This is a genomic window from Paraburkholderia sp. 22098 (genome assembly GCF_052045935.1).
Classification (GTDB): Bacteria; Pseudomonadota; Gammaproteobacteria; order Burkholderiales; family Burkholderiaceae; genus Paraburkholderia; species Paraburkholderia caledonica.
In genome coordinates this window covers 1-24899 of sequence record NZ_JBQEPV010000014.1, presented here as the reverse complement: position 1 = coordinate 24899, position 24899 = coordinate 1, and the positions used below count along the sequence as shown (strand labels likewise).

The following is a 24899-nucleotide window of genomic DNA, read 5'->3' as shown; positions in this document are numbered from 1 at the left end:
AACGCCCGAGACGAGCGTGGCCGCGCTGCCTCACGGTTACATCGCTTTAGTTCCTGAACGGTGATCGACGTCTCCGATCCTCGCGCCTTCGTCAACCGTCGAAGGCGGTTCGGCCGACGTCTTGCTGTCGGACGCCTGAGCGCAACTGAACAGCAGAACGCGAGGGTCATTGCGGTTGTCGTCGGCTTCGCGAACGCGGTCGATCCGTTCGATCGGCTGTACAGACTTGTCGCCGCAGATGTGTTGCGCCACTTTCGTGCAGGTCGCCGCGCTTTCCAGGAGGCCGTGGCACTCCGCCCGGTAGGTCCTGACGCCGTTGCTTGCGTCGACGGAATAGGCGTTAAAGGACGGACCACTCGCTGCCGTGCATCCGCTCACGAGAAGGACGCCGGTCGTAAATAGGCTTGCAAGAAATAGTCGGTTCATCAGGTGCTCCATAGACTGTGTGTGGCGGAAAACGCGGCAAACGCAGAGAACGCGGGACACGCGGCTGCGGTCCCGCTCTCACGACTTACCATTGCATTGCGGCGCCGACGCCGACGGTCGTGCCGCCTGGGCTCATGCCCACGCCGGCCTTCATTTTCAGGTTCTCCGCGAGGCGCGCGGTACCGCCGATCGCGACCGCCTGGTAACCGCGGAAGCCCGCCGTGCCGATACCGAGCGATAAGGTCTTGTCCTTGTCCACTTCGGGAATCATCGTCAACGCAGTCGCTGCAGCGATGCCGGAGTACGCGTTGCGCGCCGTCGAATTGATGCCGTTCTGCAGTTCGTTCACGCGGGCGTCCGTGTATGCGTTTGCCTGCGACAACGCCGCGTTCAGCTGTTGAACGTTCACCGCGTCGGTCGGCGCGGTGCCGGCCGCCACGTTGATCACCTGCCGGGTGGACTCGCTGGAACCGACCGCAACCACATTCGCACGTCCGCCGTCGTTACTGTTCGCGCCGAGCGCCGTCGAGCCGCTGCCCGTGGATGTCGCGCCGGCTCCTACAGCTGTGGAACCGCTGCCCGACGCCGTCGAGCCGTTACCGACCGCCGAACTGTTGTTGCCCGAAGCCACGGCGCCCTGCCCGCCTGCCGACGAGTTCGATCCCGAAGGCGTCGGGGGCGTGGGCGTACCGGGCGACGACGAGAAGCTGCCGCCGTTATTGGTGGTCTGCTGGTTGATGAGCGTCGTCAACCGGTTGGTCACCGCATCGAGCTGCGAGACGTTCACGGCGTCCGTGCCGGCTTTGCCCGCAGCAAGGCCGGTAATCTGCCGGTTGCCGACGTTGACCTCGCCCGCCGACGACTGCGGACTGCTCAGTCCGTAAGCGATGTAGTTGCTCAACGCGCCGACCGTCGTCACCGATCCGGCTCCGAGCGCGACACTGTTGGCAAACGTCGCGCCCGCGCCGGCCCCGAGCGAAAGCGCGTCGATTGCACTGCTGTGCGCGCCTGAACCGATTGCAACGGATCCGGCGTTTGCGGCACTCGCATTCGCGCCTTGAGCAATCGACTGCGCGCCGCTCGCGACAGAGCCGCTGCCCACCGCAATCGCGTCCGCCTGCGCCGAATGCGCGGCCTGGCCGATCGCGACGCCGCCGGGCGCGGTTGCGTCGACGATCGCCCCGTTACCCATGCCCACACCGTTGTCACCGTTGACGACCGTGGTCGGTCCCACGGCGATCGACTCCGCGCCGACCGCGAGCGAGTCCGCCGCCGTCGAATTCGCATGGAAGTACATCTGGCCAGTCACCGCAAACGACGACAGTGCGCCTGCCAACTGGCGGATGGTGACGGCGTCGTGCTGCTGCGTACCGTCGGCGACGTTCGTCAACTGCCGATACGTGTTGCCGCTTGCGCTGCCGAAGGACACCGCGCCGAGCAACGTCTGATCGCTGGTATCGAACGGAATCGCATGCGAGCCGTTGGCGATCGAGCCGACGCCCGAGAGCACCGCCCGGTCGGACACCGAACCGGCACCGATCGCAACGGCACCCGCGACCGACGCACTCGACAGCGAACCTAGCGCAACGGCGTTATTGGCTAGTGCCGAAGCGCCGTTGCCACCCGCGAAGCTGCTCGCGCCGCTCGCCGTCGCCGCGACACCCGCGGCCAGAGCATTGAGGCCAGTGGCGCCGTCGTTGTTGTAGTTGCCGCCCTGCGTGCCGCCGTCGTTGACGCTGTAGTAGTGCTTCGCATTCGCCGTCACGACACTGGCGAGGTTATCGACTGCCTGATCGGTGGCGTAAAGCTGCGAGCCGTTCACTGCATCGGTACTGTTCGCGTTGACACGGCCCGCGGCCACGTTCGTCACGGTGCGCTCGTGACCGAGGCTGCCGACACTCACCGTGCTCGCGGGCGAAGTGCCGGCATACGCATATGCAGTGCCGTTGATGGTGTCGCCCGTGGTCGCCACGGTCACGTCGGTCGTCGAGCCGCTGCCGAGCGCCACGTCGTTTGCATTGTTCGCCGTCGCGCCCTGGCCAATAGCGGTGCTGCCCGCGCCGGCAGCGACGGTGCCCACGCCTGCCGCCAACGCGTTGACGCCGGTGGCACCGTCGTTGTTGTAATTGCCGCCTTGCGTGCCGCCGTCGTTGACGCTGAAGTAGTGAGTCTTGTCAGTCGCGACGGTCGCTGCGAGAGCGTCGATCGCCTGATTGCTCTGGTACAACTGCGAACCGTTCACGGCGTCCGTGCTCGTCGCGCTAAGACGGCCCGCCGCCACGTTCTGGATCTGGCGCTCCGTGCCTGCCACGCCCACGCTCACCACGCTGGTCGGCGCGGTGCCGGCGAAGTTGTAGACCGTACCGTTGATGGTCGTGCTCGCGGTCGGCGTTGCGGTGCCGGTCTGGGAGCCCGAGCCGAGCGCCACGCTGTTGGCGTTGCCGGCCGACGCGCCGGCGCCGAGTGCAATCGCGCCCGCCTGGTTCGCGACTGCTGTATCGCCGAATGCGAGCGCGCTCGCGCCGCTCGCGTTGCTGGCGTTGCCCAGGGCGACCGCACCCTGGCCATTCGCGATGTTGCCGTTGCCTTGGGCGATCGCTCCGTTGCCGGTCGCCGTGTTATCCGCGCCGACCGCAATCGCGCCATTGCCGGTCGCGCTATTCGGGTCGCCGATGGCGACGGCGCCATTGCCGCTGACCGTCTGCGCCTGACCGAGCGCGACAGCGCCCGTCCCGCTCAGCACCTGAGAATTGTGGCCGCCCGCTATGGAACCGGCGCCGGCCGCTGCGGCAACCTTGTTGCTATCGCCGATCGCAACCGTCGAGGCCGCGAGGGCTTGCGACGAAGAGCCAACCGCGGTCGCATTCGCGTTGCTCGCCACGGTCTGGTTGCCCAACGCGACAGCGCTGCTTCCCGAGGCCGTCGCCGTCGTGCCCATCGCAATGGCATTGGCATTGGTACCCGTCGAAGCCGAATCGCCTATCGCAATCGACGAGGACCCGCCCGAACTCGCGCCTGAGCCGATCGCAACCGCACGAATGCCCGACGCTGCGGCGCCCGCTACTGCCGCCGGTGCGGACGACCCGCCTTCGGCGACGGAATCCGCCCCGCCCAACGCTATCGAATTGGCGCCGCTGGCGCTGGAGCCGTTCATCATGCCGAGCGAGTTGAGTCCCGACGCGGCGGCTCCCGCCCCCAAGGCCACTGCATTCTGGGCAGTGGCGGCGGCCACCGTGCCCGCAGCCAGCGAAGAGGGACCCGAAGCTCGCACATCGGTGCCGATACCAATCGCTCCCGCCGCCGTTGCGCCCGTGCCCGCGACGGTACGCGCTCCCAGATACACGGAGTTGAGGCCGCTCGCGATCGACTGAAAACCGACGGCCACGGCATGCGTGCCCGAGCTGTCGGCGATATAGCCCATTGCAACAGCTGCGGCTCCGCTCCCCACCGACTGGAAGCCGAAGGCGGCAGCATAGTCGCCGGTAGCGGTGACGTCAGTACCGATCGCAATCGACGATTGTCCGGACGAACCGGTGCCCGCGGCGGTGCGCGAGCCCATGTAGATTGCATTGACACCGGCAGCATTGGCTCCCGAACCAACGGCTACACCATTGGTTTGCGAACCGATGGCTCCGCTGCCCAATGCCACAGCGCCGGAAGCGGCTGCGCTGGAACTCGCGCCCAGTGCAACCCCGTTGTCTCCGGTCGCCTTCGCCGACGGGCCGACGGCTGTTGACAGGTTGCCGCTGGAGACTGCGTCGACGCCGATACCAATGGCGGCCGATCCGCTAGCGGCAACATCGGTACCGATCGCAATCGCCGATTCAGCGGTCGCGCCGGTGCCCGGAGCATTGCGCGCCCCCAGATAAAGCGCATTCGTTGCATTGGCGATCGCCTGATAGCCGACGGCCGTGGCATTGATTCCTGTAGCGTTAGCGGCGTAACCCAGCGCAGTCGCACCGCCACCACTGGCCGTGGACAAAAAGCCCGCGCACGAATCGCTGCCGTTGAAGAAGTTATAAGGTGATGTTGAGCAATTGACCTGTGCCTGCGCCTGCGTGCCCCATGCGCCGAGGGCCGCCAGCACGAGCGCTGGCAAGATGCGCAGACTCGCTCCGTGCAACAACGTGCTGCGACGATCGCCGTCTCGTCCATCGACTACCGGGGCACAGGTTCCCGAATTCCCTTTGCCGCGCGTTTTGTCCCGTTCCGAGGCGGCCACAAAAGCCCCTAGTGACGCGTTCCAGACTGTCCGATATGCCTTATTCATGGTTATTTTCCTGTAAGGATTCACAATTCGAATTGGAAACGACAAGCGTGTTTGTTTACAGCCATTACATTTAGGATAACTATTTATATTGAATGGACGAAGAACTTCAGCCGTGTGTCTTTTGGACAGGCGCGACTAGCCATTTTCCCCTTCAGGTGTTCACGGATAACGAGTTTTCCAGGGCGAGCGAATCCGTCCTCGCCGTGCAGGAATTCAAGTTACGGGGTAATGGCTGAGCCTCGGCTAGAAAGCTGCTGAGCGGCTACGCAGCCGGCCTGCCGCCCTGCCAGGCATTGGTTTTACGAAGGTCCAAATGATCGCGGCATAAGGGGAGCAAAGGCAGGCATTAGCTGCAACGGGCGGCCTGGAAAAGGGTCTCCTTCGGCCAGACGCATGCCTGATCGTTTTTCGCTTCCCATATTCATTTGTATTGCCCCTTAATAGCCTGTTGGGACTTTTTCGCGGTGCGTTGCACTAAAGCCGCTGCAGTGCAAATTCCAATGTAATGAAAAGAAAGTTGCAAATTCCGCGCAACTTTCTCATACGATTTTTCATTTGTCCACAGAAAGACGTGGCTATTCCGGCGTCTTGCAAGATTTAACAATCGCGGAATTCCCGTTTTAAATGCATTGCAGATAGTGGATGACATCCATGTGAAGACGACTGGCAAATTCCCAGCCAATGCTCCGAAATTCCTAGGGACTATTGGGCATTTGCCACCTAAAGCGGCCCGCCACGCCGAATACAATCGTGCCTCGCGAGGTCAAGGGCGAAAACTTAGGTGGTTCTTCCCACATACCGGATTGAGAACAAGGCCTATAAATCGTGGACGCAACTGCGGGGGTCACGTCTTCCCTTCCGCCATGACGGCATGGCCACCGGCGCAAAAAGAACTCTGGTTATAACAAACAGGCTACGAGGGTTGCCGATGAATGTCTTCGATACCGCAATCCAGACTTTCCTGACCGGCGTTGCTGCAGATCTGCCCATACTGAACCACCCGATCAGAGTCCTTGCGGCTCTATACACGTTCAAAGGTTTGGCGCTCGTGGCGGTGTTATGGTGGATCTGGTTCAAACCCGGTCAGCGGGCAGAATGGGAACGAGAAATGGTCGTTGCGACGATCCTGAGCGCGTTGCTCGCGCTCGCAACGTTCAGAATCGTCGCTCACTTCTTACCGTTCCGGATGCGGCCGGTTTATAACCCGGAGCTGCACCTGCAATTTCCATCGGACGATCTGGGCGCTGCCGTTTTGCCGACGTGGAGCTCGTTTCCGAGCGATCACGCCATGCTGTGGGTGTCGGTCGCCACCGGCATCTTTCTCGTCTGGCGCGCCGTCGGTGTACTTGCGCTACTGCACACGGCGATTTTCATATGCCTGCCGCGCGTCTATCTCGGCTGGCACTATCCGACAGACATACTGGCGGGCGCGGCTTTCGGAGCGGCCACCACGTGGACAATGACGCGAGACGCCGTCAGAACCCGTTTTGCAGTTCCGATCCTGCGATGGCTACGAAAATCTCCGGGGCCAGGTTATACGCTCCTATTTGCTTTATGTTTTGAGCTGGTCACTCAATTCGAAGAATTACTGATACTCGGGCGTTTGCTTTTGAAGTAGTTCGAACAGGTCAGGTTGCCCATATCGTCGCCTGGGTTAACCCTCCGAATAGCCAGAGCGGGCTTCTGCACGTCAGCAGCGCATTATCCATAGCTCAACTTTTTGCGCCCGAAGCCGTAAACCCATTAAGGCGCAGGAATAGACGCAGCGGCTGACGAAGACACAGCTTTGCCGGAGTTCCGGACCGTACATGAGGAAGCGCACTCAAGTTAAATCTTGCAAGCGCCAGTTTGGACTTCGCCCAGGAAACAAACTCCATTTTCTGCATGACAAGCTTGATGCCGTTAGCAAATGCGCTCCAACGGATCGAAACCGGGAGCAGCGTCTGAAACACCTCGAACCAAATTACCGGGAAGCGCGAATTCCCTGCACTGTTAATGGTGCAGGCTTTGGCGAGACACAGCCCGCTGAACAGAAACACCGTTACTTCAATAGCGCAGCCGACGCGGCCCCGAATAGCATATGAAAGTCCGTAACGCCCGTTGCTGGGCACCTCAAGGGAAGCGACGGTGGCTCGCCGCTGCTGCCGCGCTGGCCATCGCGAGCGCAGTACGCATGCTGCTTCATCCGTTGCTCGGGCCCGTCATGCCTGGCACCGCGTTCTGCATTGCGGCGGTGCTCGTTCAATACCACTTCGGCCTTGCTCCGGCGCTGACCGTGATGCTGGCAGGACTGGGCCTCGCCGATTATCTGTTCGTGCCGCCCTACGTGACCATCGCAGTCTTCGACCGGGCAGACCTGCTGTTGCTGGTGTCATATCCAGTCGTCACGCTCGTGCTGATCACGTTGCTCGAAAAACTGCGGCGTGTGCAGTTTCGCGCCGAACTGATCGCTGCAGTGGCGCAATCGCGCTACGAAATGCTGCTTCGCCATGACAACGAGCGCGCAATCGCCCGTCGTGCCATTGACGAAACGCACCGGCTCCTCAGGCATCTATCGCACCATCACAAGACGTTCATTCTGATTCAGGCACTCGAACGTGAGCCGCTGCGGCGCAATGGCGCCGGCACAGCGTCCGCCCTGGCCGTCGCATCGCACGCTTTCGCCGGATTGCCTGCCGATCTGGCGCCGGGGCCTCGCCTTTCCGAAGTCGATCCGGACGATATCCGACGGCTCTCGAACGGGCTCTCGGCCGGTTCACATCGCGTGCGATTCGCCGCCGGTTCGAACCTTGCCGGAGGCACTGCGCGCGTCGTCGACTGCATCTGCGAACAATTTACGACTCACGCAGGCGATTTCCTCGTGCTGCGCGTGGCGACCGACACATGAAATCATTAACGCAGTCCATCTTTCTCGAAGGCGGCGGACACGCCGTGCTATTGCTGCACGGTCTGTCGAGTTCGCCGCTCGAAATGCGCTACCTGGGGCGGTTCCTGCGCGACGAGGGCTTCACGGTGTGCGCCCCGGTGCTCAACGGCTATAGCGCCGGCACGGGCGGCGAGACAATGGAACACTGGCTCGACGCCGCAACCAGCGAATTCGATGCGCTCGCCGCGCGATTCGACCGGGTGTCTATCTGTGGATTGTCGATGGGCGCGGCGCTCGCGCTCGCACTCGCCCATCGACGCCCGCAAGCGCAGGCGGTCGTGCTGCTGTCGCTTACACTCGCCTACAACGGTTGGGCCATTCCCTGGTACCGCTTTCTTCTTGGCTGGGCTTACTACACGCCCCTACGTTCGCGCTGGCAGTATCGCGAGTCGGAACCCTACGGCCTGCGCAACGAAGCGCTGCGTGCAAAGATCGCGCGCTCGATGCAGCGCTCGAATTTCAGCGAAGTCGGTCCGTCGACGATTGCACTGCCCGCATTGCACGAAGCAAGCCGCCTTGCATCGCTCGTCCGCTCGCAGATTCGTGGTATCCGCAACGACTGCCTCGTCATCCACGCGATCGACGATGAAACGTCGAGCCCGCGTACCGCCCAATCCGCGGCATTGGCGCTCGGTTCGACCTTTCTGCGCACCATCTACCTCGACGATTCGTACCACATGATCACATCGGACAACGAACGCGAGATCGTTGCGCGCGAAACGGCATCGTTTCTGCGCGAGAGCGAAGCGGCTTCGGGATCTGGAGAGCCGCGTAGCCCCGTTGTATCCAAAGCGCTCGCGCGCCGCTTGCGGCAGCTTGCTGCCATCGGCAAGGACGACGCATGAAAGCGCGGACGTTCACGCATCGAACCGTGGGCGCCGCGGCGCTCGCGCTATCGCTGGTGGGTTTTCTGCCCGCTTCGACCGCGCGCGCGGCCGAAGCGACAGCGGCCCCCGGTGACAGCAAATGGAAAGTGGCGGTCGGGCCGGGCGTCATCGTGACGCCGGAGTCGCCCGGCTCGCGCCATACCACGGTGTTCCCATTCCCTTCGCTCGATATCTCCTACGATGACCGGGTCTTCTCGCAGGGGCCGGACGTGCTGGGCGTCAATGCGCTGCGCAGTACAAACTATCACGTCGGCGCGGCGCTGAGTTTCGATTTCCAGTCACGCAACGAGAAGGACGATCCGCACCTGCACGGTTTGGGCAACGTGCATGGTGGCCCGAAACTCAAACTGTTCGCCGACTACACGGTATGGATGTTCACGGGCTCCGTCGCCCTGTATCAGGACATTGCGGGGCACGGCCAGGGCAAAACCGTTCCGGTGGACCTGCTTGCGTCGGTGCCTGTGGGAAGCGGCCTTTTCTCTATTGGCCCGGGCTTCACATGGGCCGATGCGCTCTACACGCGGACCTTCTTCGGCGTGTCTAGCCAGCAGAGCGCGGCATCAGGACTGCCGGTCTATAGAACCGGTTCTGGCGTTCGGGATATTCATCTGAACGGCTACTTCAGCTACGACTTTTCGAAGCACTGGGTAGGCTCGGTCGCGGTCACTGTCGGGCGGCTGCAGCACTATGCGGCGGCGAGCCCGATCACCGAGCGCCGCAGCGAACTGAACACGCTGGCGTCTCTCAACTACCGCTTCTAGGTAGTGCGACAGTCGAACCTCGGTGTGCGTGCCGCAAAGCCCGTTCTGCTCGCACGCGTGCTTCAGAACGTCTCCTGCTGCGGCTCGGGGCCACGCGTCGGCGCTGACGGTTGCGCAAGCTTGACCGCGCGCCCGGTGCGGGCGGATTCGTAGATCGCGTCGATGATGCGCTGATCTTGCAAGCCCTCCTCGCCTGGCGTGTGCGGCTGGATGTCGTCCTTGACGCACACGGACATGTGATCGATCTCCCGCGCAAACTGGTTCTGCGGATCGATCTGCAACTCGGTTGTCGCGGACTTGCCCTCCACGAGCATGCCGTGGCGCAACCGCAGGCCGTTGTAACCAAATGCGGGATCCATTTCGACCCAGCCTTTCGAGCCTTGCAGCCGGAAGAAGCGCGACTCGTGACTCGCGTAGCTCGACATGCACGTTGCCGTGAATCCGCTCGGAAAGCGCAGAATGAAGTGCACCGATTCCTCCACTTCGACAAAACGCGGATCGTTTTCCGGCCGGTGCACCGACGCAACCACCTCCAGCGGCTCCTCGCCGGACAGGAAGCGCGCCGCGTTGAGGCAATACAGTCCGATGTCGGGCATGGCGCCGCCACCCGCCAGCGACTTCTTCAACCGCCATTGCCCCGGATCGCCGACGTTTTGCGAATTTCCGGCGACGAACTCACGCAATGGCCCCAACTGCTTTTCCTTCACCATTTTCACAATCATGCGGTCCATCGGCTCGTACTGGCTGCGGTACGCGATCATGAGTTTGCGGTTGGCGCGTTTCATCGCCCGGACCATTGCCTCGCAGTCCGCCGCGCTGTTTGCCATCGGCCTCTCGCACAAAACATGTTTGCCGATATTTGCGGAACGCAGCGTGAACTCTTTATGCATGCCGTTCGGCAGCACGATATATACGACCTGTACGCGCGGGTTGTCGGCGAGGCGCTCGAAATTCTGATAGTCGTAAATGTCCGCTTCCCGCACGCCGTACTGACGTGCGACGCGAAGTGCCTTGGTCCTGTCGCCGGAAACCAGCGCGGCAACCTTCGAGTACTTGCACTGCGCAAGCGCAGGCAGGATCTGGTCCAGCGACAGCCGCCCGAGTCCGACGATGGCATATCCCACACGCTCATCAGGCGGCAAGTTCGCGTCTGGCGTTTCTTCCTTTTGCTCGGTGTCCGGGTCCTGAATCAGCGGCAGTTTCACCTGGTTCGTATCGGCACCGTTTGGACCTGCGGCCAACACGCTGCTGGCCGAGCCGACCGTGAGTGCGGCTGCGAGGCTCGCGCCGCCTCGCCTGAGAAAGAGGCGTCGCGCGGTCTCTGAAGGCGCAGTCGCTTCCGTCGGTACGTCGGACGTCGGCTGGTCGGAATGCGAAGTGCGGTTGCGAGTGGGCATTGAAGCTCCGGTACGAATGATGGATCTCGTGCCTCGAGACGATATGCTGATGCCTGTCGTCGCAGCGCACTTCGGCGTGTTCCAGCATGACGAGCGCCCCGGCCGAATGAAGGCGCGCCACGTTACCTGTACATCAGCCGCCTGTACCAGTCACACGCCAGATAGCGTTGCCGACGTCGTCGGCGATCAGGAGGCCGCCGTCCCGATCCTGGGCGACGCCCACGGGCGCGCCATACAACTGCTTCTGATCGGCGGATGTAAAACCCGTCACGACATCTTTGGGCGCACTCACCGGCTTGCCGTTCTCGAACGCCACGTACGAGACCACGTAGCCGCTCAACGGCGAGCGGTCCCAACTGCCGTGCTCGCCGATGAACGCGCCTCCGCGATACTGCGCCGGCAAGTTGTTGCCGGTATAGAACATCAGTCCCAGCGGCGCGACATGGGAGCCGATTGCGAAGTCAGGCGCAATCGCCTTGGCAACGAGGTCGGGACGCTGCGGTTGAGCGCGGGGATCGACGTGCTGGCCGTAGTAGCTGTATGGCCAGCCGTAAAAGGCATTCTCTTTCACCGACGTCAGATAATCCGGCACCAGGTCTGCGCCGATCTCGTCACGCTCGTTCGCGATGGCCCACAGTTGTCCCGTCTTCGGTTCCCACTGTAGCCCCGTCGGATTGCGAATGCCCGCTGCGTAAATGCGGCTTGCACCGGTAGCCGTATCGACTTCCAGTACGTCTGCGCGCCGGTACTCGACTTCCAGGCCGTTCTCTCCGACGTTGCTGTTGGAGCCGACGCCTACGTACAGCTTCTTGCCATCGCGACTGGCCAGCAACGATTTCGTCCAGTGGTGGTTGACCGTATTGGGAAGATCGGCAAGCTCGACGCCGCGCTCACTAATGCTGGTTACGCCCGCCTTATACGGAAACTTCAGGATTGCGTCGGTATCGGCAACGTAGAGCGTGTCGCCAACCAGTTGCATGCCGAATGGCGAGTGCAGATTGTCGATAAACACGTGACGCTCCCATTCGCCGCTGCCATTCGCAGACTTTCTCAGCAGCGTGATGCGATTAGCGCCTTTCGCCTTCTTCCCCGACTTGCTTTCGATAAGTCCCGCGATGACCTGCTTCGGCGTGGTAACAGCCTCTTCGTTCGGGCTATTGGATTCCGCTACAAGAACGTCGCCATTGGGCAGCGTATAGACCTGACGAGGGTGCTCGAGCCCCGAGGCGATCTTCTCGATCTTCAGGCCGTCAGCCACCTTGGGCGTGGCGCCGTTCTGCCAACCCACGTATTTTGGAACCTGCATTGGCGGCGCGAAGAAATTGCGCGCCTCCGGCATCGGCGGATTGGCGCCAGCCTGATGCGACGCATCGTACTGCGCGTGTTCGTTGCACCCACTCATCAGCGCCGACATGGCGACGACGAGCGCGCTGGTCGTGGCGAGCTTATTCATGAGTCGCCTCCACGCGATGAAGTCTGTCGATTGCCATTGCAACGTGAGCGATGCTCAGCAGCACGACAGTGATAACGGACAGAATCACGTTTTCCGGAACCATCGCATAGGCGTCGCGGCTATGCACGAATGCATTGATGACTGCTGCGACGATTGCAAGCAGATTGAGCCAGAAGTCCAGCCGTTCGATGCGCGATACCCGGCGGCGTCGCTGCACCCATACGTGCCCCAGATTGAGAAGGCGCGGCACGATCGCGATAATGAGGCCCACTGTCACGAGCCAGGCGGCGCCCTTGCCCCAGAATACATTACGCGTCGCCATGTAGATGACGTCGAAGATCAAGGTGCCGACGAACAGTCCGTAGGGTATGGGGTTGAACAGTTCGAAGATGGCGGGAGCGATCGTCGATGGACGTCTGGTGACGGTGTGCGTGGTGGACATGGCTTTCCATTTCTGTATCAGAACCGGTCTGGATGCCGTTGCATTAGCCATGCCCGGACCCTTCGTTTAGCTGTCGGTCTGATTGCCCGCGACGTCGGCAAGCGTCATGTGGAAAGCACCGATACGCATTCACTGATGCGCGTTGAATTGCCAGGCCATGTCATTGAGGCCCGCGGCGGCTCTTTGCTGAGCGCGCCGCGAGTACTATCGATACGTTACTTCACGGGCACGAGCACTGGCGCATTCTGGTCCTTCAACAGCAGCACGAGAAACTTGGCTGGTTGTGTGGCACTGGCGTTGCGGCCGACCGTATGCACGTCGTTCGGGCCTTCATAGAAAGTCTGACCGGGCGTCAGCGTGACTTCCTTGCCGCCCTTCACACCCATCACGATGGTGCCTTCGAGCACGTAGATAAAACCGTGCGCGCGATGCACATGCACCGGATCGGCGGCGCCCGGCGGATACACAACGGTGATCATCAGCGCTTCCTTGCCCGGATAATCCGCTAGGGGCTTCTCCATCAAGGGCGTGACGACGGCGTCGGGCGCGGCGTGAGCCGCTTGCGCGAGACACGCCGCGGCGATCATCGCAAGCTTTCTGAATTCAGGCATGGTGTCCTCCGTGTTGCTGAAGATACGCGACTGGACTCGTCGCTCAGGACAGGTTCGCCTTGCCGAGTCCGAATGCCGCGTCTGCTGATCCTGGCACAGTCCTGAACGCCACGTTAACGCGGTTCCAGCCATTGATCGCCATTACGTGAAATGTCAGGTTCGACAGTTCCTGGTCCGTGAACTGAGTGCGAGCGCGTTCGAAGATGTCATCGGGCACGCCGCCTTCCGGCAGCTTCGTCAGGATCTCCGTCCATGCGAGCGCCGCGCGTTCACGCGGAGAAAACAGCGTCGACTCGCGCCAGATGGCGACATGATGCAAACGCAGTTCGCGCTCGCCGTGAATCTTCGCCTCCTTCACGTGCATGTCGACGCAAAAGCCGCAGCCGTTCATTTGCGATGCGCGCAGCGACACCAGTTGGCAGATCGACGTTTCAATGCCAGTCTCTTTCACCGCGAGGCCGAACGCGACGAACTTCTTGAACAGTTCCGGCGATTGCTGCATATAGTTGATGCGTTGAGTCATGGTTGCTCCAGCGAGGATAAAACCGGTGCACACGAGCCACGCACCGGCGCCGGCGATATGCCGTACAGAACCATCGTAGTCCTGGCGGCAGACGGTCGGAAGCCATGCGAAGCGCCTCACTGTGTTGTCCGTGAGACACCAATCTAAAGCGCGATGACCTGGCGCGCCGCATGTTCGACCGGCTCCCCGAGCATCCAGCGCAGATCGCGCTCAATCGCGGCGCACAGCGTGGAAATGGGGACGTCGTTCGCGCTTCCTTCGAAAGGGTTTTCCGTGCTTTCGCCCACTTGCGCGAGCGACGTGTACATCCACGAAACCATGACGCTGCATGGCACGACGAGCCAGATCATGTTGCCGTGCATGAGTCCGCTTGCGCCGCTATTGAGTTTGTCGAATTCCTGCAGCAGACCGAACGGAAATAGAAAGCAGAAAAACCGCACGAACAACGCGCTGATCGTCGCGTATTGGCGAGGGTAAGGGAAGTTTTTCAGGCGCTCGGCTTTCGACTGAAGCGCGATGAAGTCGCCAGTCGCCCGCTGAAGTTCGAGATAGAACGACAGGTTCAGATGCCCAGCGAGGTGCAGTGACTTAAGGCAATCGCTTTGCATGCTCAATATCGCCGTTGTCGCCGACGGTGAGGCGAGCGCGCGCGTACTCTCGGTGCTGGAAAGATAGTTCGTCAGAACGTCTTCGATTGCTGTTTCCCATTCGGGAACATGATAGTGACGCCGATACTCGAGATTGAAGCGCCGGGTCATGCTTTCCCAGATTCGAGGGCTACGCAGTTCGTATCGCAATGCGGTTAGCCACGCGAGATGCCGGCAGATCAGTTCGCGGCTGAAATTCCGTTCAGGCGGAAACGCGCACGACAGTTGTCCCCACTTGCGGCTCGCGCCGACAATCTCGGTCCAGACGTCCTGTGCCTCCATTGCACGGTTATACGTCTGCACGTTTTTGAAGCCCACGATAAACGACGTCGCCGTGCCGAGCAGTACGACGATGGTGAACGGCACCGAGAGCCACGTCATCGACGCGTACTTGTAGAGAATGACGGGCACCGAGCCACAAATGACGAGTGCGTAGATCTGCCTTCGTGTCCAGATGAGGAACTCGGTGAGGCGATACGATTTACCAAGGTGCATGTCGTGTGTGAGACGTTCGATTAAATATGGTCTGGTCGAATGACCGCACTCTCACAAGACGTTTGATCTTGCGCCGTGTGACACTGACACAAGAATTCCTGACTAGATGACTGAAGGCGCATGGCGAAAGACTGCCTGACAACCTTCTATTGAAAGACGCAATCACTCCAGCGAACGGTGATATCGCGCGACAAAGCGCGCCTGCCCGATAACCTTTCCATGCATCTGGTATGCGACGAGCGCCGGGCTCGACGCCGCTTTTACATCGATGCCCGTCACAGAGAGCGCGGAAACTGTGACGACGTATCGATGCGACTCGCCTTGAGGCGGACACGGTCCACCGTATTTCGAGTCGCCGAAGTCGGTCAGTGTTTCAACAGCACCCGCCGGCAGCAGGTTTGCATTTCCGGACGCGCCCTTTTCGATCGACGTCTGCGACGGCGCAATGTTGGCTACTTCCCAATGTGTCCAGCCGAGACCGCCGGTCGGCGCATCAGGGTCGTGAATAGTGACGACGATGCTTTTCGTCCCCGCCGGAACATGCGACCACGAGATGTGTGGAGAGACGTTCTCACCTCGGCAGCCGAATCCGCCGTACACCTGTTCGTTCGCGAATTGCCCTCGATTCAAACCATCGACCTTCACTGAAAACGGCTCGGCAAACGCAGGGGCCGGCACAATCGCCAGCAAGGTTGTGGAACAGACGGTGGCTCGCAAAGCGGCACGCAATTTCATGCTCAACTCCGTTGTAAAGAAGACAAGTGAAGGGTTTGGTCGGCGCGTTCAGTCAGCCGAATGGACATGCTCCGCTGGACTACTAACGAATCGAAACCGCGATTCGTCGTTATGGAGCCATGTATATCCGGCCGCTCAGTCCAACGTTTAACTCGTTGCACGGAATGCCTTTGTCGAGACGAATTGTAGGTTCGAGCTTTAGTTGTCAGTAGAGCCCTCGCGGCGATCACCGTGTTGTGCTTCAGACAACAATGTTCAGACTAAGGAATGTCTGGGGGATGCCATGGCGACGGACTTCAGGCCGCGCGGCAGATATATGAGCACGATCCACCTGCCAGAGCGGTCAAAACGCGGTATCCGTAAACGGATATGACAGATTGTTGACGAAGGCGGAATTGCGGCATTTGTGCAGGCAAACCTCGCCTCTCTCCCGCTCGGCTGGAGCCAATGAAGACAAGCCACCGACCGCCTTCCGCGAACCATACAACCAAATTAGCCGATATCTCTACGATTTGCGCCACTAGCTTTCGAGAGGCCTTCTCCGGGATATGCTGAACCACCCCGCTGCTTTGGCTACTGCACGAGCGGGCGGGCGTTTGAGTATGACAATTAGATGCCAGGACACCTAATCCATTGCTGACCGCCAGAAACCTGGCGAAGCAATGGACATATCGCGCGCGGCCGACCCCAACAAAACGGTCGGTTCGCGCGTGCGACATGTCGCGTCCACTGACCGACCTGTCGCGATGGTTCATAACTGAGTGCCCTCTATTCGGAGACAGACCATGTGGCAGCCGTCCAGTGCGATCCTTCAGCTGGTGAAGGACAACGCAAAACAGTTGCTTCCAGATGCGCTGTTCCTCAGCCTTCTGCATCGGAAGCACATCGGGCGCTTTCCGAGATTGCTTCGTCCCACGACATTCAACGAGAAAATCCTGCAGCGCAGCCTGCGGCCTGACCCGCGATATGCCGCGTTGACCGATAAGTTGACCGTGAGAGACTATGTCAAGGCGAAAGTTGGCGAACAACATCTGGTCCCGCTGATTTCGTCGCCCGACGTTTTCACGCAGCCGGTCTTCGATGCGCTACCCAACGCCTTTGTGATGAAGGCGAATCATGGCAGTAGCTTTGTGGAGATCGTGCAGGATAAGTCGAAAGTCACTTTCGACGGGTTGCGGACTATGGCCAATCGCTGGATGTCTACGGACTTCTACCTGATTGCACGGGAGCGTCACTACCGGCAGATTCGGCCACGGATTTTCTTCGAAGAACTTCTTCTCGACGAGCATCGCCAGATTCCCGCTGACTACAAGGTTCATTGCTTCGGCGGAAAGTCGGGACGACCGATGATGTATATCGTCGTCATCTCGGACCGGTTCGGCAATAACACACGTGGCGATGTATTCGACGTTCACTGGAATCATCTCGACGTGGGCATTGGCCCGTATGCCCGCAGCACAACGCCGCCACCGCCTCCGGAGAATCTGAATTCGATACTGGACATGGCCGCTGTACTGGCCGAAGACTTCAACTATGTTCGCGTCGACTTGTATGCGCCGGGCAATGCTGTGTACTTCGGCGAACTCACGTTCACTCCAGGCGCAGGCGTGGTCCCTATGAGGCCCGATCGCGTCGATTTCGAGTGGGGCCGGCTTCTAACGTAACGCTTCCTTACTCGGATAGAAACGGTCGCACGATCGATCCAGATTCATTGCTGGTCGTCGAATGTGTTCCGAGCCTGAGTGAGCGGAACCCTCGCACGCTCGGACGGCGCGGAATTCCTGTGATGAGCCCACTCGCGCAGTCTGTCCACTGTGCCTCCCGAGTGCGGGTTGGCAAAATGAAACAGGACCGTGGATCTCACGCTGTGCGGCAGGCACGCCTGGTTCGCGTGGAGCGATCGCATTCCCCAGAAAAAATACAGATTGCCCGGCTCCAGCGGCAAAATGCGTGCGCCGAGCGCACGCTGCACCGTTTCTCGCGCGAGTACCGAGCGCGTCAGTGAATTTTGCACCAGTGCTTTTTCGGCCAGATTAATCACCGATGAAGACCGCACCCGGCGCAGGTTCGGATACATCACGAGATCGCCGCGCGGCTCGTTGGGGGCGTTCGGAATGATCAGCGGCAACAGGGCGGTGACGACATAAGTGTCGTAGTGGAAGAGGTTCGATGCCTTGAGTCCGAGGTCGCCCGACAGCACGCGAAGCGCGGCGACAATGTCGATATCGGGTGCGGCTCGCCCGGTGCCTCGGCGGTACAGCCCCGCGAGTATGCGCCGCAGATGCGGAGATTGCCCAAACGTCGCGAGCGGTGAGGCATCGAGCCACGGGCGTCCGGCGTAAATAAAGTGCTGGCGTTCATGCTTGTCCAGTTCGCGCTGAACGTAGTTGCCCGCCATTGCTATTTCAGCCGGCGAAAGGACGTCCCGAAGTGCGCTTATGCCGACTGTGTCCATCTCCTCGCTCAATGCGTCGAGCCTTTCGTCGGTCACCTGCTTCAATACGGAGTCCAAAGCTTGATTAGAGGCACTTTCCATAACTCCTCATGCAGGGTGGTCGCAGAGTGGATGGTGTTTCGTCCTGGGAATCGCCAGCTTCTGCCTTACAGTTTGTCATGGGCCAATTGCAGCGTTATGTGCGGTAGACCATATGGCGGTTCAATGGTCGTCTGAATTCAGCGCAACCGGGAACCGCGCCTCCGCGCAATCCAGGCTCCCGTCTATTCCATCTGTCGTCATTTGCTTACGGCGAAAGATCGGTTCGTCAACTTCGCGCCCGCAGGTAGGATGGCTCGCCAGATGCATCCCTAACCTTCCCGACTGCCATGGCCACGACAACGACACGACCCAATCGCCGCGCCTTTCTCAAGCTTTCCACTGGCGCTGCCGTAGCCGCGGCAGCCGCAGTGGCCGCACCGCTCGCTCTTGCGCAAGCGCCGGCGCCAGCGGCACCAGCGCGCGGGCCACGCGCTTTGCGGATCGGCAACCAGAAGGGTTATCTGAATCTGCTGAAGGGGCGCGGCACCCTCGAAAAACGGCTGGCGCCGCTGAACGTATCGGTGAGCTGGACCGAGTTCGCCGCGGGCCCCGTGCAACTGGAGGCGCTAAATGTAGGCTCGATTGACTTCGGCGATGTCGGCGAAGCACCGCCGATCTTTGCGCAAGCGGCCGGCGCGCCGCTCGCCTATGTCGCAGCAACGGTTCCGCGACCGCAATCCGAAGCCGTGCTCGTGCCACCGGGTTCGCCAATCCGTGCAATAGCGGATTTGAAGGGCAAAAAGATTGCGCTGAATCGCGGCAGCAATGTTCACTATTTTCTCGTCAAGCTGCTGCGTCAGCATGGCTTGCAGTATGCCGACGTGAATGTCGCCTTCCTCGCTCCCGCCGACGCACGCGCTGCGTTCGAGCGCGCGTCCATCGACGCATGGGTGATCTGGGACCCGTTCTTTGCGGCCGCGCAGAAGTCGCTCGGTGCGCGGGTACTGGCGGATGCCAGCGGCGTCGTGGGCAATCGCGGCTACTACTTCTCGTCGCAGAGTTATGCAGCCAGGAACCCCGACGTGATACGGATCGTGATTGAAGAGATCGAGAAAGTCGATCAATGGGGCAGCCTCAACAAGGATCAGATGTCGAGCGAACTGGCGCAGCTGTGGGGCTTGCCGAAACCGGTCGTGGATGTCGTCGTGGCCCGTCAGCAGTTCGGCACGGAGCGGATCACTCGCGCCATTCTCGCCGAGCAGCAGCAGATCGCGGATGCGTTTCTCGACCTTGGATTGATCCCCAAACACGTCGACGTGCTGCGGGCCGGCCCGCCGAACCTCGCGTAAAGACGCCAGCGCTGACGCCCGATGGCGGCCGACGGAGCGCTTAAGGCGCTGCGACGCACGACGCTGGCAAGATCGGCGCCAGCAAGCTCCATGAAAGTTCCGGTTGCTCTCGGCGCCGCCGTGAACTACATCTAAAGCCGGAGCGCGCTCGGCGCCAAGCCCGCGCGCGGTCAGACAGAGGAGAGCCGTCATGGGTATGCGCCCGGATCCTACGTTCCACGCGTCGCCAAAACTTGCAATGGATGCGCCCGCGGAAGAATACGCGTACACGCTCCTGCTCAGCCCCGATTTTTCGCAGCCCGACGCGCTCGCCGTTATCGACGTGAAGCCCGGCTCGCCCACCTACAGCCAGGTCGTCCACACAGTGCCGGTGCCGAACAGGGGCGACGAATTTCATCATTTCGGCTGGAATGCGTGTTCGTCGGCGCTGTCGCCGCTGACCGGCCACGCCTTCCTCGAGCGGCGCTTCCTGATTATTCCCGGTATGCGCTCGTCGCGTATTTACATCGTGGATACGAAGCCGCATCCGACGCAGGCGCGGATTCACAAAATCATCGAGCCCGAGGAAATTTTTCGCAAGACAGGTTACTCGCGTCCGCACACGGTTCATTGCGGCCCCGAGGGCATTTACGTCAGTACGCTCGGTGGCGCGGGGCCGGATGGGACCGACGGGCCGCCGGGCATCTTCATCATGGACTGTGAAACGTTCGACGTGCTCGGCCGCTGGGAAATCGATCGCGGACCGCAGGAGAAACATTACGATTTCTGGTGGAATCTGCCGCGCGACTATATGGTGTCGAGCGAGTGGGCGTTGCCGCCGCAGTTCGAGAACGGCATCGTGCCCGAGGATCTGTTGTCGAACAAATACGGACACGCAGTCCACTTCTGGGATCTGCGCGCCCGGCGCAATGTCCAGACGATCGACCTCGGCGCGAATCATCAAATGGCGCTGGAAGTGCGTCCCGCTCACGATCCGAGCCGCGAATATGGATTTATCGGCGTGGTGGTCGACACGACCAACCTGGAAGGCTCGATCTGGACATGGTGGCGCGAGGGCGGCCAGTTCCACATCGAGAAGACGGCGACCATTCCGCCCGAGCCGGCCGACGCGGCGTCGCTGCCGCCGTTGCTGCAGGGCTTCGGCGCGGTACCGCCGCTCGTCACCGACATCGATCTTTCCATCGACGACAAATTTCTTTACGTCGCCTGCTGGGGCACCGGCGAAATGCGGCAGTACGACGTGACCGAGCCGCGCAAGCCGAAGCTCGCCGGTTCGGTTCATCTCGGCGGAATCGTGCGTCGCACGCCGCATCCGAACGGCGAGGCGTTTGCAGGCGGCCCGCAGATGGTCGAGATCAGCCGCGACGGCAAGCGCGTGTACTGGACCAACTCGCTCTACTCGACGTGGGACAACCAGTTCTATCCGAACGGCGTGCCCGCGGCGCAAGTCATGGCGCACGCCGATCCTGGCGGCGGCCTGACACTCGCCGACGACTTCTGGGTGAAGTTTCCCGATGGCTACCGCGCGCACCAGATTCGTCTCGAAGGGGGGGACTGCTCGACGGATTCGTTCTGCTACCCGTCGGTGGGCATTTGAGCGGCGGCTGGTCGCAGACCGGCCTCTGGCTCGCGGTCGTCGCAAGCGGTTGCTATCACGGCGCCAATCCGGCGATGGGATGGCCGCTTGCGGTGTCGAACGCCCTGATGCAAAGGCGCTCGCGTGCGCTCTTCACCGCTCTTTTCTATCTCGCGGCCGGACATGTGCTGGCCATCTTTCTGATGGTGATGCCGTTTGCCATGCTCGCCGTCGTGTTTGCATGGCAGCGCGAAATCCAGACTGGCGCGAGCGTGCTCGTGATCGGGTTCGGCGTTGTCCTGCTGCTCTGGCGACGACATCCGCGCGTGCTCGCCCGGATCGCGCCATCGCGGCTTGCGCTGTGGTCGTTCGCGATCGCAATTGCGCACGGCGCCGGGCTGATGCTCGTGCCGATCTATCTGGGCCTTTGCCGCGCCGACGATGCCGACCGGGCGCACCAGGCGGCGCAGACATTGATGGAAGCGCGGCTCGGCATGGCGCTGCTGGTCTCCGGCGTGCATGCCGCGGCAATGGTGCTCGCCGGCGGACTGATCGCGTGGCTCGTGTATCGCTATCTAGGGCTCAAGTTCGTGTCGCGCAGCTGGTTCAACCTTGACGCCGTGTGGGCGTTCAGTTTCATCCTCGTCGGCACGCTTGCGCTGGTGCTCAATTCTGGCGATTTACGCGGGTCTTGATTGCCCCGGGGCTTCGACATCGCAAACTCCTGTCAGGCTTTTCAGGTCATTGCACGCGAGGCCTGCACAAGCCGCCGCAATCTCTAAAGACATGCAGCGCTACTCCACGTTCGATGCCTCGCGAACGACAGCCGAGATGCTGTCGAAATGGCGGTCGCCCATTCTCCTAAGCACAGCTAGCACCTCGCCGTCGGCGCCCTGGCGCTCTGCAAACTCGACCAGTTTGTCGCGCGTGGAAGGAAACGCGGCGCCTTCGAGCGCACGCGTAATTTCTTCCATTCGCGGTTGGTCCGGATGGCGGTGGTTCTGCGAACGAGCCGGATGCTGAGCCATTTTCATCTCCTTGCCGGTTGAGAAAGAGCTTCTTCCGATAATTCGCATAACGTGTGCCGCGCTCGGAACTCTGCATCAAGTTGTTTTGTAAGCTGCCGTTAATCTTGATGACGTTCCAAACAGATTCACGAGAAGCTGAGAGACAACAATGCATTTTCCGCGCGCTTCGGGCGCTTTTACCGCCCTCCCCACCCTGCTCCCACTACTGCCAGTTTCCCTTGCCGGCTGCGGCGGCACTGCCAGCCCGCAGCCTTCGATCAGCGGCAGTGTCTATCTCGGGACAGTCTCCGGCGCGACGGTTTCCGTCTATGCCGTCGACGCAAACGGGCATGCGGCAGCGACACCGCTCGCGACCGTCGTGACCGACGCCGACGGCCACTTCGTGTTGCCGCGCGCCTCGCACTGGCCGCTGCTCGTGCAATCGACCGGCGGCAGCTATACCGAGGAAGCGACCGGCGTGCGCGCACCGGTCGGACAATCCGTGTTGTCTGCGGTGTATCTCGCCGAGCCGTCGACGATGGTCATCACGCCGTATTCGAGCGCGGTGGTCGTCGATGCGCAGACGGCGGGCGGGCTCACGGCGTCGAATGTCGCGGCCGCGGCCACACGAGTCTCCGCGTTCCTCGGCGGCATCGATCCGCAGCAGACGCCGCCCGCCTTCATGGCAACTAGCACCACGGCCAGCACTAGCAGCACGGTCGCTGACGGCAACCGCATGGCGTTCGCGCTCGGCGCCGAATCGCAAAGCCGTGTCGATAACGACCTGACCGTGGTTGCGAGCGTGCAGAGCATCGTCGCGCAGTCCGCGAATGGCGACACGCTCGCGGCCTGCCACGCCGGGGCGGGCAATATCGCCGCGGACGGCTCGCTCGTCGCGCCCGCGGACGACGCCTGCTACGTCACCACCGGCGCCGCCAACTTTGCGACGAACCCGCTGAACCACTCGGGCGTCACCGCGCTCTCGATGCTTGGGACCACGCGGGCTTCAGACCACCAGACCGCTAGCGCGTCGGCGAGTGCGTGCGGCGACCGTGTGGCGTTGCTCAATGAGAACCTGTGGCTTTTCCAGGGACGCAAGAACAGTGTGCAGGCGTCGCTCGTGCCGGGCATGACGAGCACGAACTGGTCGACCTACCCGACCACGAGCACGTGGGGACCGCACGCGGCGATTTATGGCGCGATCTCGGCGCCGCCTGCCTGCACGGACATCGATACGTTCAGGCGCGAACTCGTGATGGCGATCGAAAACTACTGGGTCGATCAGAACCTCAATTACTGCCACCATCACGTTCCGGGCTGGACGCCGCCGGAGAACACCGCAAGCATCGACTATCGCGATTCGTCGGCGGGCAGCACCAGCGGCGGTTCGGCCGATCCGCATTCGCCGAAAATGACCTGCACCGCGCAGCGCGGGGCGGACGGCTCGCAGAGTGTTCAGACCTCCACGGCGCAAACGCCGCCCGCCATCACGTCGGCGCTGATGTGGAACGGCGCGGACTGCTCCAACTTCACGTCGTGGGTCTACAACTTCGCGGGACTGGCGACGAATCAGTTGTCTGGAGCGATCGGCGTGCAGGCGTGCAGCACGCCGTCTTCGGGTGTGGATCCGCTGACGGGCGTACTGCTCGACATCAACCGCGGCAATCTTGCGACGATGGAGCAATACCTGCTGCCCGGCGATCTGCTTTATGTGACACAAAAGGACACGGTAGGCAGTGGCACGTTCGCCGCCGATTACAAGCTCGCACACGTCATCACGTGGACGGGTAAGCGCTTCAGCGATCTACAGGCCGGTGCCGACCGCGCGAAGTATGACCTGAGCCGCATCGGCCAGCCGGATTCGCGGCTTGGAGGCGACTTCCTGGCGCTGCTGGGCCCGACCGACACCGCCGCGAACCTCGGACAGCCCGGACACGACCCGTGGATGATCATCGACAGCCATTACGCCGGTCCCGCATATCGGCCGTTTCTCGGCTGGTATGCGGAGCGCCTGTCGCATGTGCGGCGCATTGTCGGGGCCGACGCGGCCACAACCGATCCGCACCTCGCCGCCTATGTGATCAAGCCTTTGCCGCAGACGAGGAAAGGCTGGCTGACGCTTGCCTCCAGGCAAGCGGGTGCGACGGCTACGAGTGGTTATCGGCTTATCTATCAGACGAGCGGCACGCAGTCGTGCTATCAGGCTGGGACGCCTTGAGGTTACGAGGAGTTGGCGGAGTTTGGCGGGGTTTTGCTCGGGAGGGAGTTGTGATGGTGGTGCGGGGTGTGTCGGTACTGTGGACTGGATGCCGGGACTCCGTGGAAGATTTTAAGGTGTGTCGTGCCGCGGATGCGGAGTGGGCACGTTGTTTCTGTTGATGTCGGGCGCGAGGGTCCGGGCCGGTTTGGTCAACTTGCGGCGCGGTTGATTGCTTTTCGGCGGATGTCGCATGGATCGTCCATGCGCGTCCTCAGTCCAGCATCTTCAGTCGGGCAACAGGTATCGCCTTTGCGCGCGACGCTCTCACCGCCAAATGTACAGGACGAGACTAGCTATGAGGTGCAGACCAAGCTAATACACATGATGTCCCTCGGTTTGAAATTTCAGAATGGGATCTGTACGCTTTGACCATTGCAACAAAACGCGCCAGTCAGTCCCCCTCATCCTTGGAGTCGTCGTTCGGATACGACGGATCGGTGGTCGCTATCTTGCCCTTTAAATACTGGATGCGCGAGTGATATGCGTTCAGCAAGCACGCGTTGTCGTTGGACTTGCCCCTGCATGACCGGACATGCGGCCACGCTTAAGTTGATGAATTTGCTCGCTGGCGAAACTCGCGTGGTGAGCAGTATTTCAGGGCGCTGTGCGGATGCGATTCGTTGTAATGGTCAAACGCGATGGCCAGGTTCTGCAACGC

22 protein-coding genes are annotated in these 24899 nt (G+C 61.4%); 9 read left to right on the top strand and 13 right to left on the bottom strand.

Translation table 11 applies throughout. From position 1 onward, the window contains the following. Window positions 1–36: 36 nt before the first annotated feature. Both ACTJLB_RS25270 and ACTJLB_RS25265 read right to left on the bottom strand, forming a co-directional pair. Window positions 37–426, bottom strand: a complete 390-nt coding sequence (locus ACTJLB_RS25270; protein ID WP_408489680.1) for a hypothetical protein — start codon at window positions 424–426, stop codon at window positions 37–39. Window positions 427–511: 85 nt separating this feature from the next. Beyond that, entirely contained in the window at window positions 512–4696 is a 4185-nt protein-coding gene (locus ACTJLB_RS25265) for a YadA-like family protein (protein ID WP_440784845.1), read from the bottom strand. Window positions 4697–5624: 928 nt separating this feature from the next. Here ACTJLB_RS25265 and ACTJLB_RS25260 point away from each other — a divergent pair. Continuing rightward, a complete protein-coding gene (locus ACTJLB_RS25260; protein ID WP_020067780.1) occupies window positions 5625–6314 on the top strand; it encodes a phosphatase PAP2 family protein in 690 nt (229 codons plus the stop codon). Window positions 6315–6408: 94 nt separating this feature from the next. Here ACTJLB_RS25260 and ACTJLB_RS25255 read toward each other — a convergent pair whose 3' ends face one another. Continuing rightward, a complete protein-coding gene (locus ACTJLB_RS25255) occupies window positions 6409–6735 on the bottom strand; it encodes a hypothetical protein (protein ID WP_440784844.1) in 327 nt (108 codons plus the stop codon). Window positions 6736–6776: 41 nt separating this feature from the next. Here ACTJLB_RS25255 and ACTJLB_RS25250 point away from each other — a divergent pair, with 41 nt between their 5' ends. The 3 genes from ACTJLB_RS25250 to ACTJLB_RS25240 are packed head-to-tail and all read left to right on the top strand — an operon-like array spanning window position 6777 to window position 9270. Then, window positions 6777–7583: a DUF4118 domain-containing protein gene (locus tag ACTJLB_RS25250; RefSeq protein ID WP_087753716.1), complete on the top strand. Its 807-nt coding sequence runs from the start codon at window positions 6777–6779 to the stop codon at window positions 7581–7583. Continuing rightward, window positions 7580–8467, top strand: coding sequence for an alpha/beta hydrolase (locus tag ACTJLB_RS25245; RefSeq protein WP_020067782.1), 888 nt, complete (start codon window positions 7580–7582; stop codon window positions 8465–8467). The genes ACTJLB_RS25250 and ACTJLB_RS25245 overlap by 4 nt, the downstream gene beginning before the upstream one ends. Next, window positions 8464–9270: a MipA/OmpV family protein gene (locus tag ACTJLB_RS25240; RefSeq protein ID WP_440784843.1), complete on the top strand. Its 807-nt coding sequence runs from the start codon at window positions 8464–8466 to the stop codon at window positions 9268–9270. Before ACTJLB_RS25245 ends, ACTJLB_RS25240 begins: the two co-directional genes overlap by 4 nt. A gap of 62 nt (window positions 9271–9332) precedes the next feature. Here the strand turns inward: ACTJLB_RS25240 and ACTJLB_RS25235 are convergent, their stop codons facing one another. The 7 genes from ACTJLB_RS25235 to ACTJLB_RS25205 form a co-directional block, all read right to left on the bottom strand. After that, window positions 9333–10667, bottom strand: coding sequence for a Gfo/Idh/MocA family protein (locus ACTJLB_RS25235; protein ID WP_440784842.1), 1335 nt, complete (start codon window positions 10665–10667; stop codon window positions 9333–9335). A gap of 133 nt (window positions 10668–10800) precedes the next feature. Beyond that, window positions 10801–12120 (bottom strand): PQQ-dependent sugar dehydrogenase, encoded by a 1320-nt coding sequence (locus tag ACTJLB_RS25230; RefSeq protein ID WP_440784841.1) that lies wholly within the window; start codon window positions 12118–12120, stop codon window positions 10801–10803. Continuing rightward, window positions 12113–12562: a DUF2231 domain-containing protein gene (locus ACTJLB_RS25225; protein ID WP_020067786.1), complete on the bottom strand. Its 450-nt coding sequence runs from the start codon at window positions 12560–12562 to the stop codon at window positions 12113–12115. Before ACTJLB_RS25225 ends, ACTJLB_RS25230 begins: the two co-directional genes overlap by 8 nt. A 215-nt stretch (window positions 12563–12777) precedes the next feature. Continuing rightward, the gene (locus tag ACTJLB_RS25220) at window positions 12778–13173 is read right to left on the bottom strand and encodes a cupin domain-containing protein (protein WP_087753720.1); all 396 of its coding nucleotides are present in this window, start codon (window positions 13171–13173) and stop codon (window positions 12778–12780) included. A 43-nt stretch (window positions 13174–13216) separates the two neighbouring features. Continuing rightward, window positions 13217–13696, bottom strand: a complete 480-nt coding sequence (locus ACTJLB_RS25215) for a carboxymuconolactone decarboxylase family protein (RefSeq protein ID WP_440784840.1) — start codon at window positions 13694–13696, stop codon at window positions 13217–13219. Window positions 13697–13839: 143 nt separating this feature from the next. Further along, on the bottom strand, window positions 13840–14838 hold the full coding sequence (locus ACTJLB_RS25210; RefSeq protein WP_440784839.1) for a bestrophin family protein: 999 nt from the start codon (window positions 14836–14838) through the stop codon (window positions 13840–13842). A gap of 162 nt (window positions 14839–15000) precedes the next feature. Next, window positions 15001–15573, bottom strand: a complete 573-nt coding sequence (locus ACTJLB_RS25205; protein WP_440784838.1) for a YbhB/YbcL family Raf kinase inhibitor-like protein — start codon at window positions 15571–15573, stop codon at window positions 15001–15003. 785 nt (window positions 15574–16358) lie between these two features. On the opposite strand from ACTJLB_RS25205, the gene ACTJLB_RS25200 reads away from it, so the two are divergent. Then, window positions 16359–17237, top strand: coding sequence for an ATP-grasp fold amidoligase family protein (locus tag ACTJLB_RS25200; RefSeq protein WP_440784837.1), 879 nt, complete (start codon window positions 16359–16361; stop codon window positions 17235–17237). A 44-nt stretch (window positions 17238–17281) separates the two neighbouring features. Here ACTJLB_RS25200 and ACTJLB_RS25195 read toward each other — a convergent pair whose 3' ends face one another. Continuing rightward, the gene (locus ACTJLB_RS25195) at window positions 17282–18064 is read right to left on the bottom strand and encodes a hypothetical protein (protein WP_256972153.1); all 783 of its coding nucleotides are present in this window, start codon (window positions 18062–18064) and stop codon (window positions 17282–17284) included. 332 nt (window positions 18065–18396) lie between these two features. Between ACTJLB_RS25195 and ACTJLB_RS25190 the strand changes: the two genes are divergently transcribed. The 3 genes from ACTJLB_RS25190 to ACTJLB_RS25180 all read left to right on the top strand — a co-directional run bounded on the left by ACTJLB_RS25190 (window position 18397) and on the right by ACTJLB_RS25180 (window position 21669). Then, entirely contained in the window at window positions 18397–19398 is a 1002-nt protein-coding gene (locus tag ACTJLB_RS25190; protein ID WP_440784836.1) for a sulfonate ABC transporter substrate-binding protein, read from the top strand. A gap of 190 nt (window positions 19399–19588) precedes the next feature. After that, complete coding sequence (locus tag ACTJLB_RS25185; protein ID WP_440784834.1) at window positions 19589–20995, top strand: selenium-binding protein SBP56-related protein; 1407 nt, start codon at window positions 19589–19591, stop codon at window positions 20993–20995. Continuing rightward, a complete protein-coding gene (locus ACTJLB_RS25180; RefSeq protein WP_408425186.1) occupies window positions 20992–21669 on the top strand; it encodes a hypothetical protein in 678 nt (225 codons plus the stop codon). Before ACTJLB_RS25185 ends, ACTJLB_RS25180 begins: the two co-directional genes overlap by 4 nt. Before the next feature lie 99 nt (window positions 21670–21768). On the opposite strand, the gene ACTJLB_RS25175 is transcribed toward ACTJLB_RS25180, so the two are convergent. Continuing rightward, complete coding sequence (locus tag ACTJLB_RS25175; RefSeq protein ID WP_020067797.1) at window positions 21769–22002, bottom strand: DUF2795 domain-containing protein; 234 nt, start codon at window positions 22000–22002, stop codon at window positions 21769–21771. Window positions 22003–22150: 148 nt separating this feature from the next. Here ACTJLB_RS25175 and ACTJLB_RS25170 point away from each other — a divergent pair, with 148 nt between their 5' ends. After that, the gene (locus tag ACTJLB_RS25170; protein ID WP_440784833.1) at window positions 22151–24199 is read left to right on the top strand and encodes a hypothetical protein; all 2049 of its coding nucleotides are present in this window, start codon (window positions 22151–22153) and stop codon (window positions 24197–24199) included. Between the two features lie 586 nt (window positions 24200–24785). On the opposite strand, the gene ACTJLB_RS25165 is transcribed toward ACTJLB_RS25170, so the two are convergent. Then, window positions 24786–24899: integrase core domain-containing protein (locus ACTJLB_RS25165; protein WP_440782493.1), on the bottom strand; the 114-nt coding region annotated here is incomplete at its 5' end.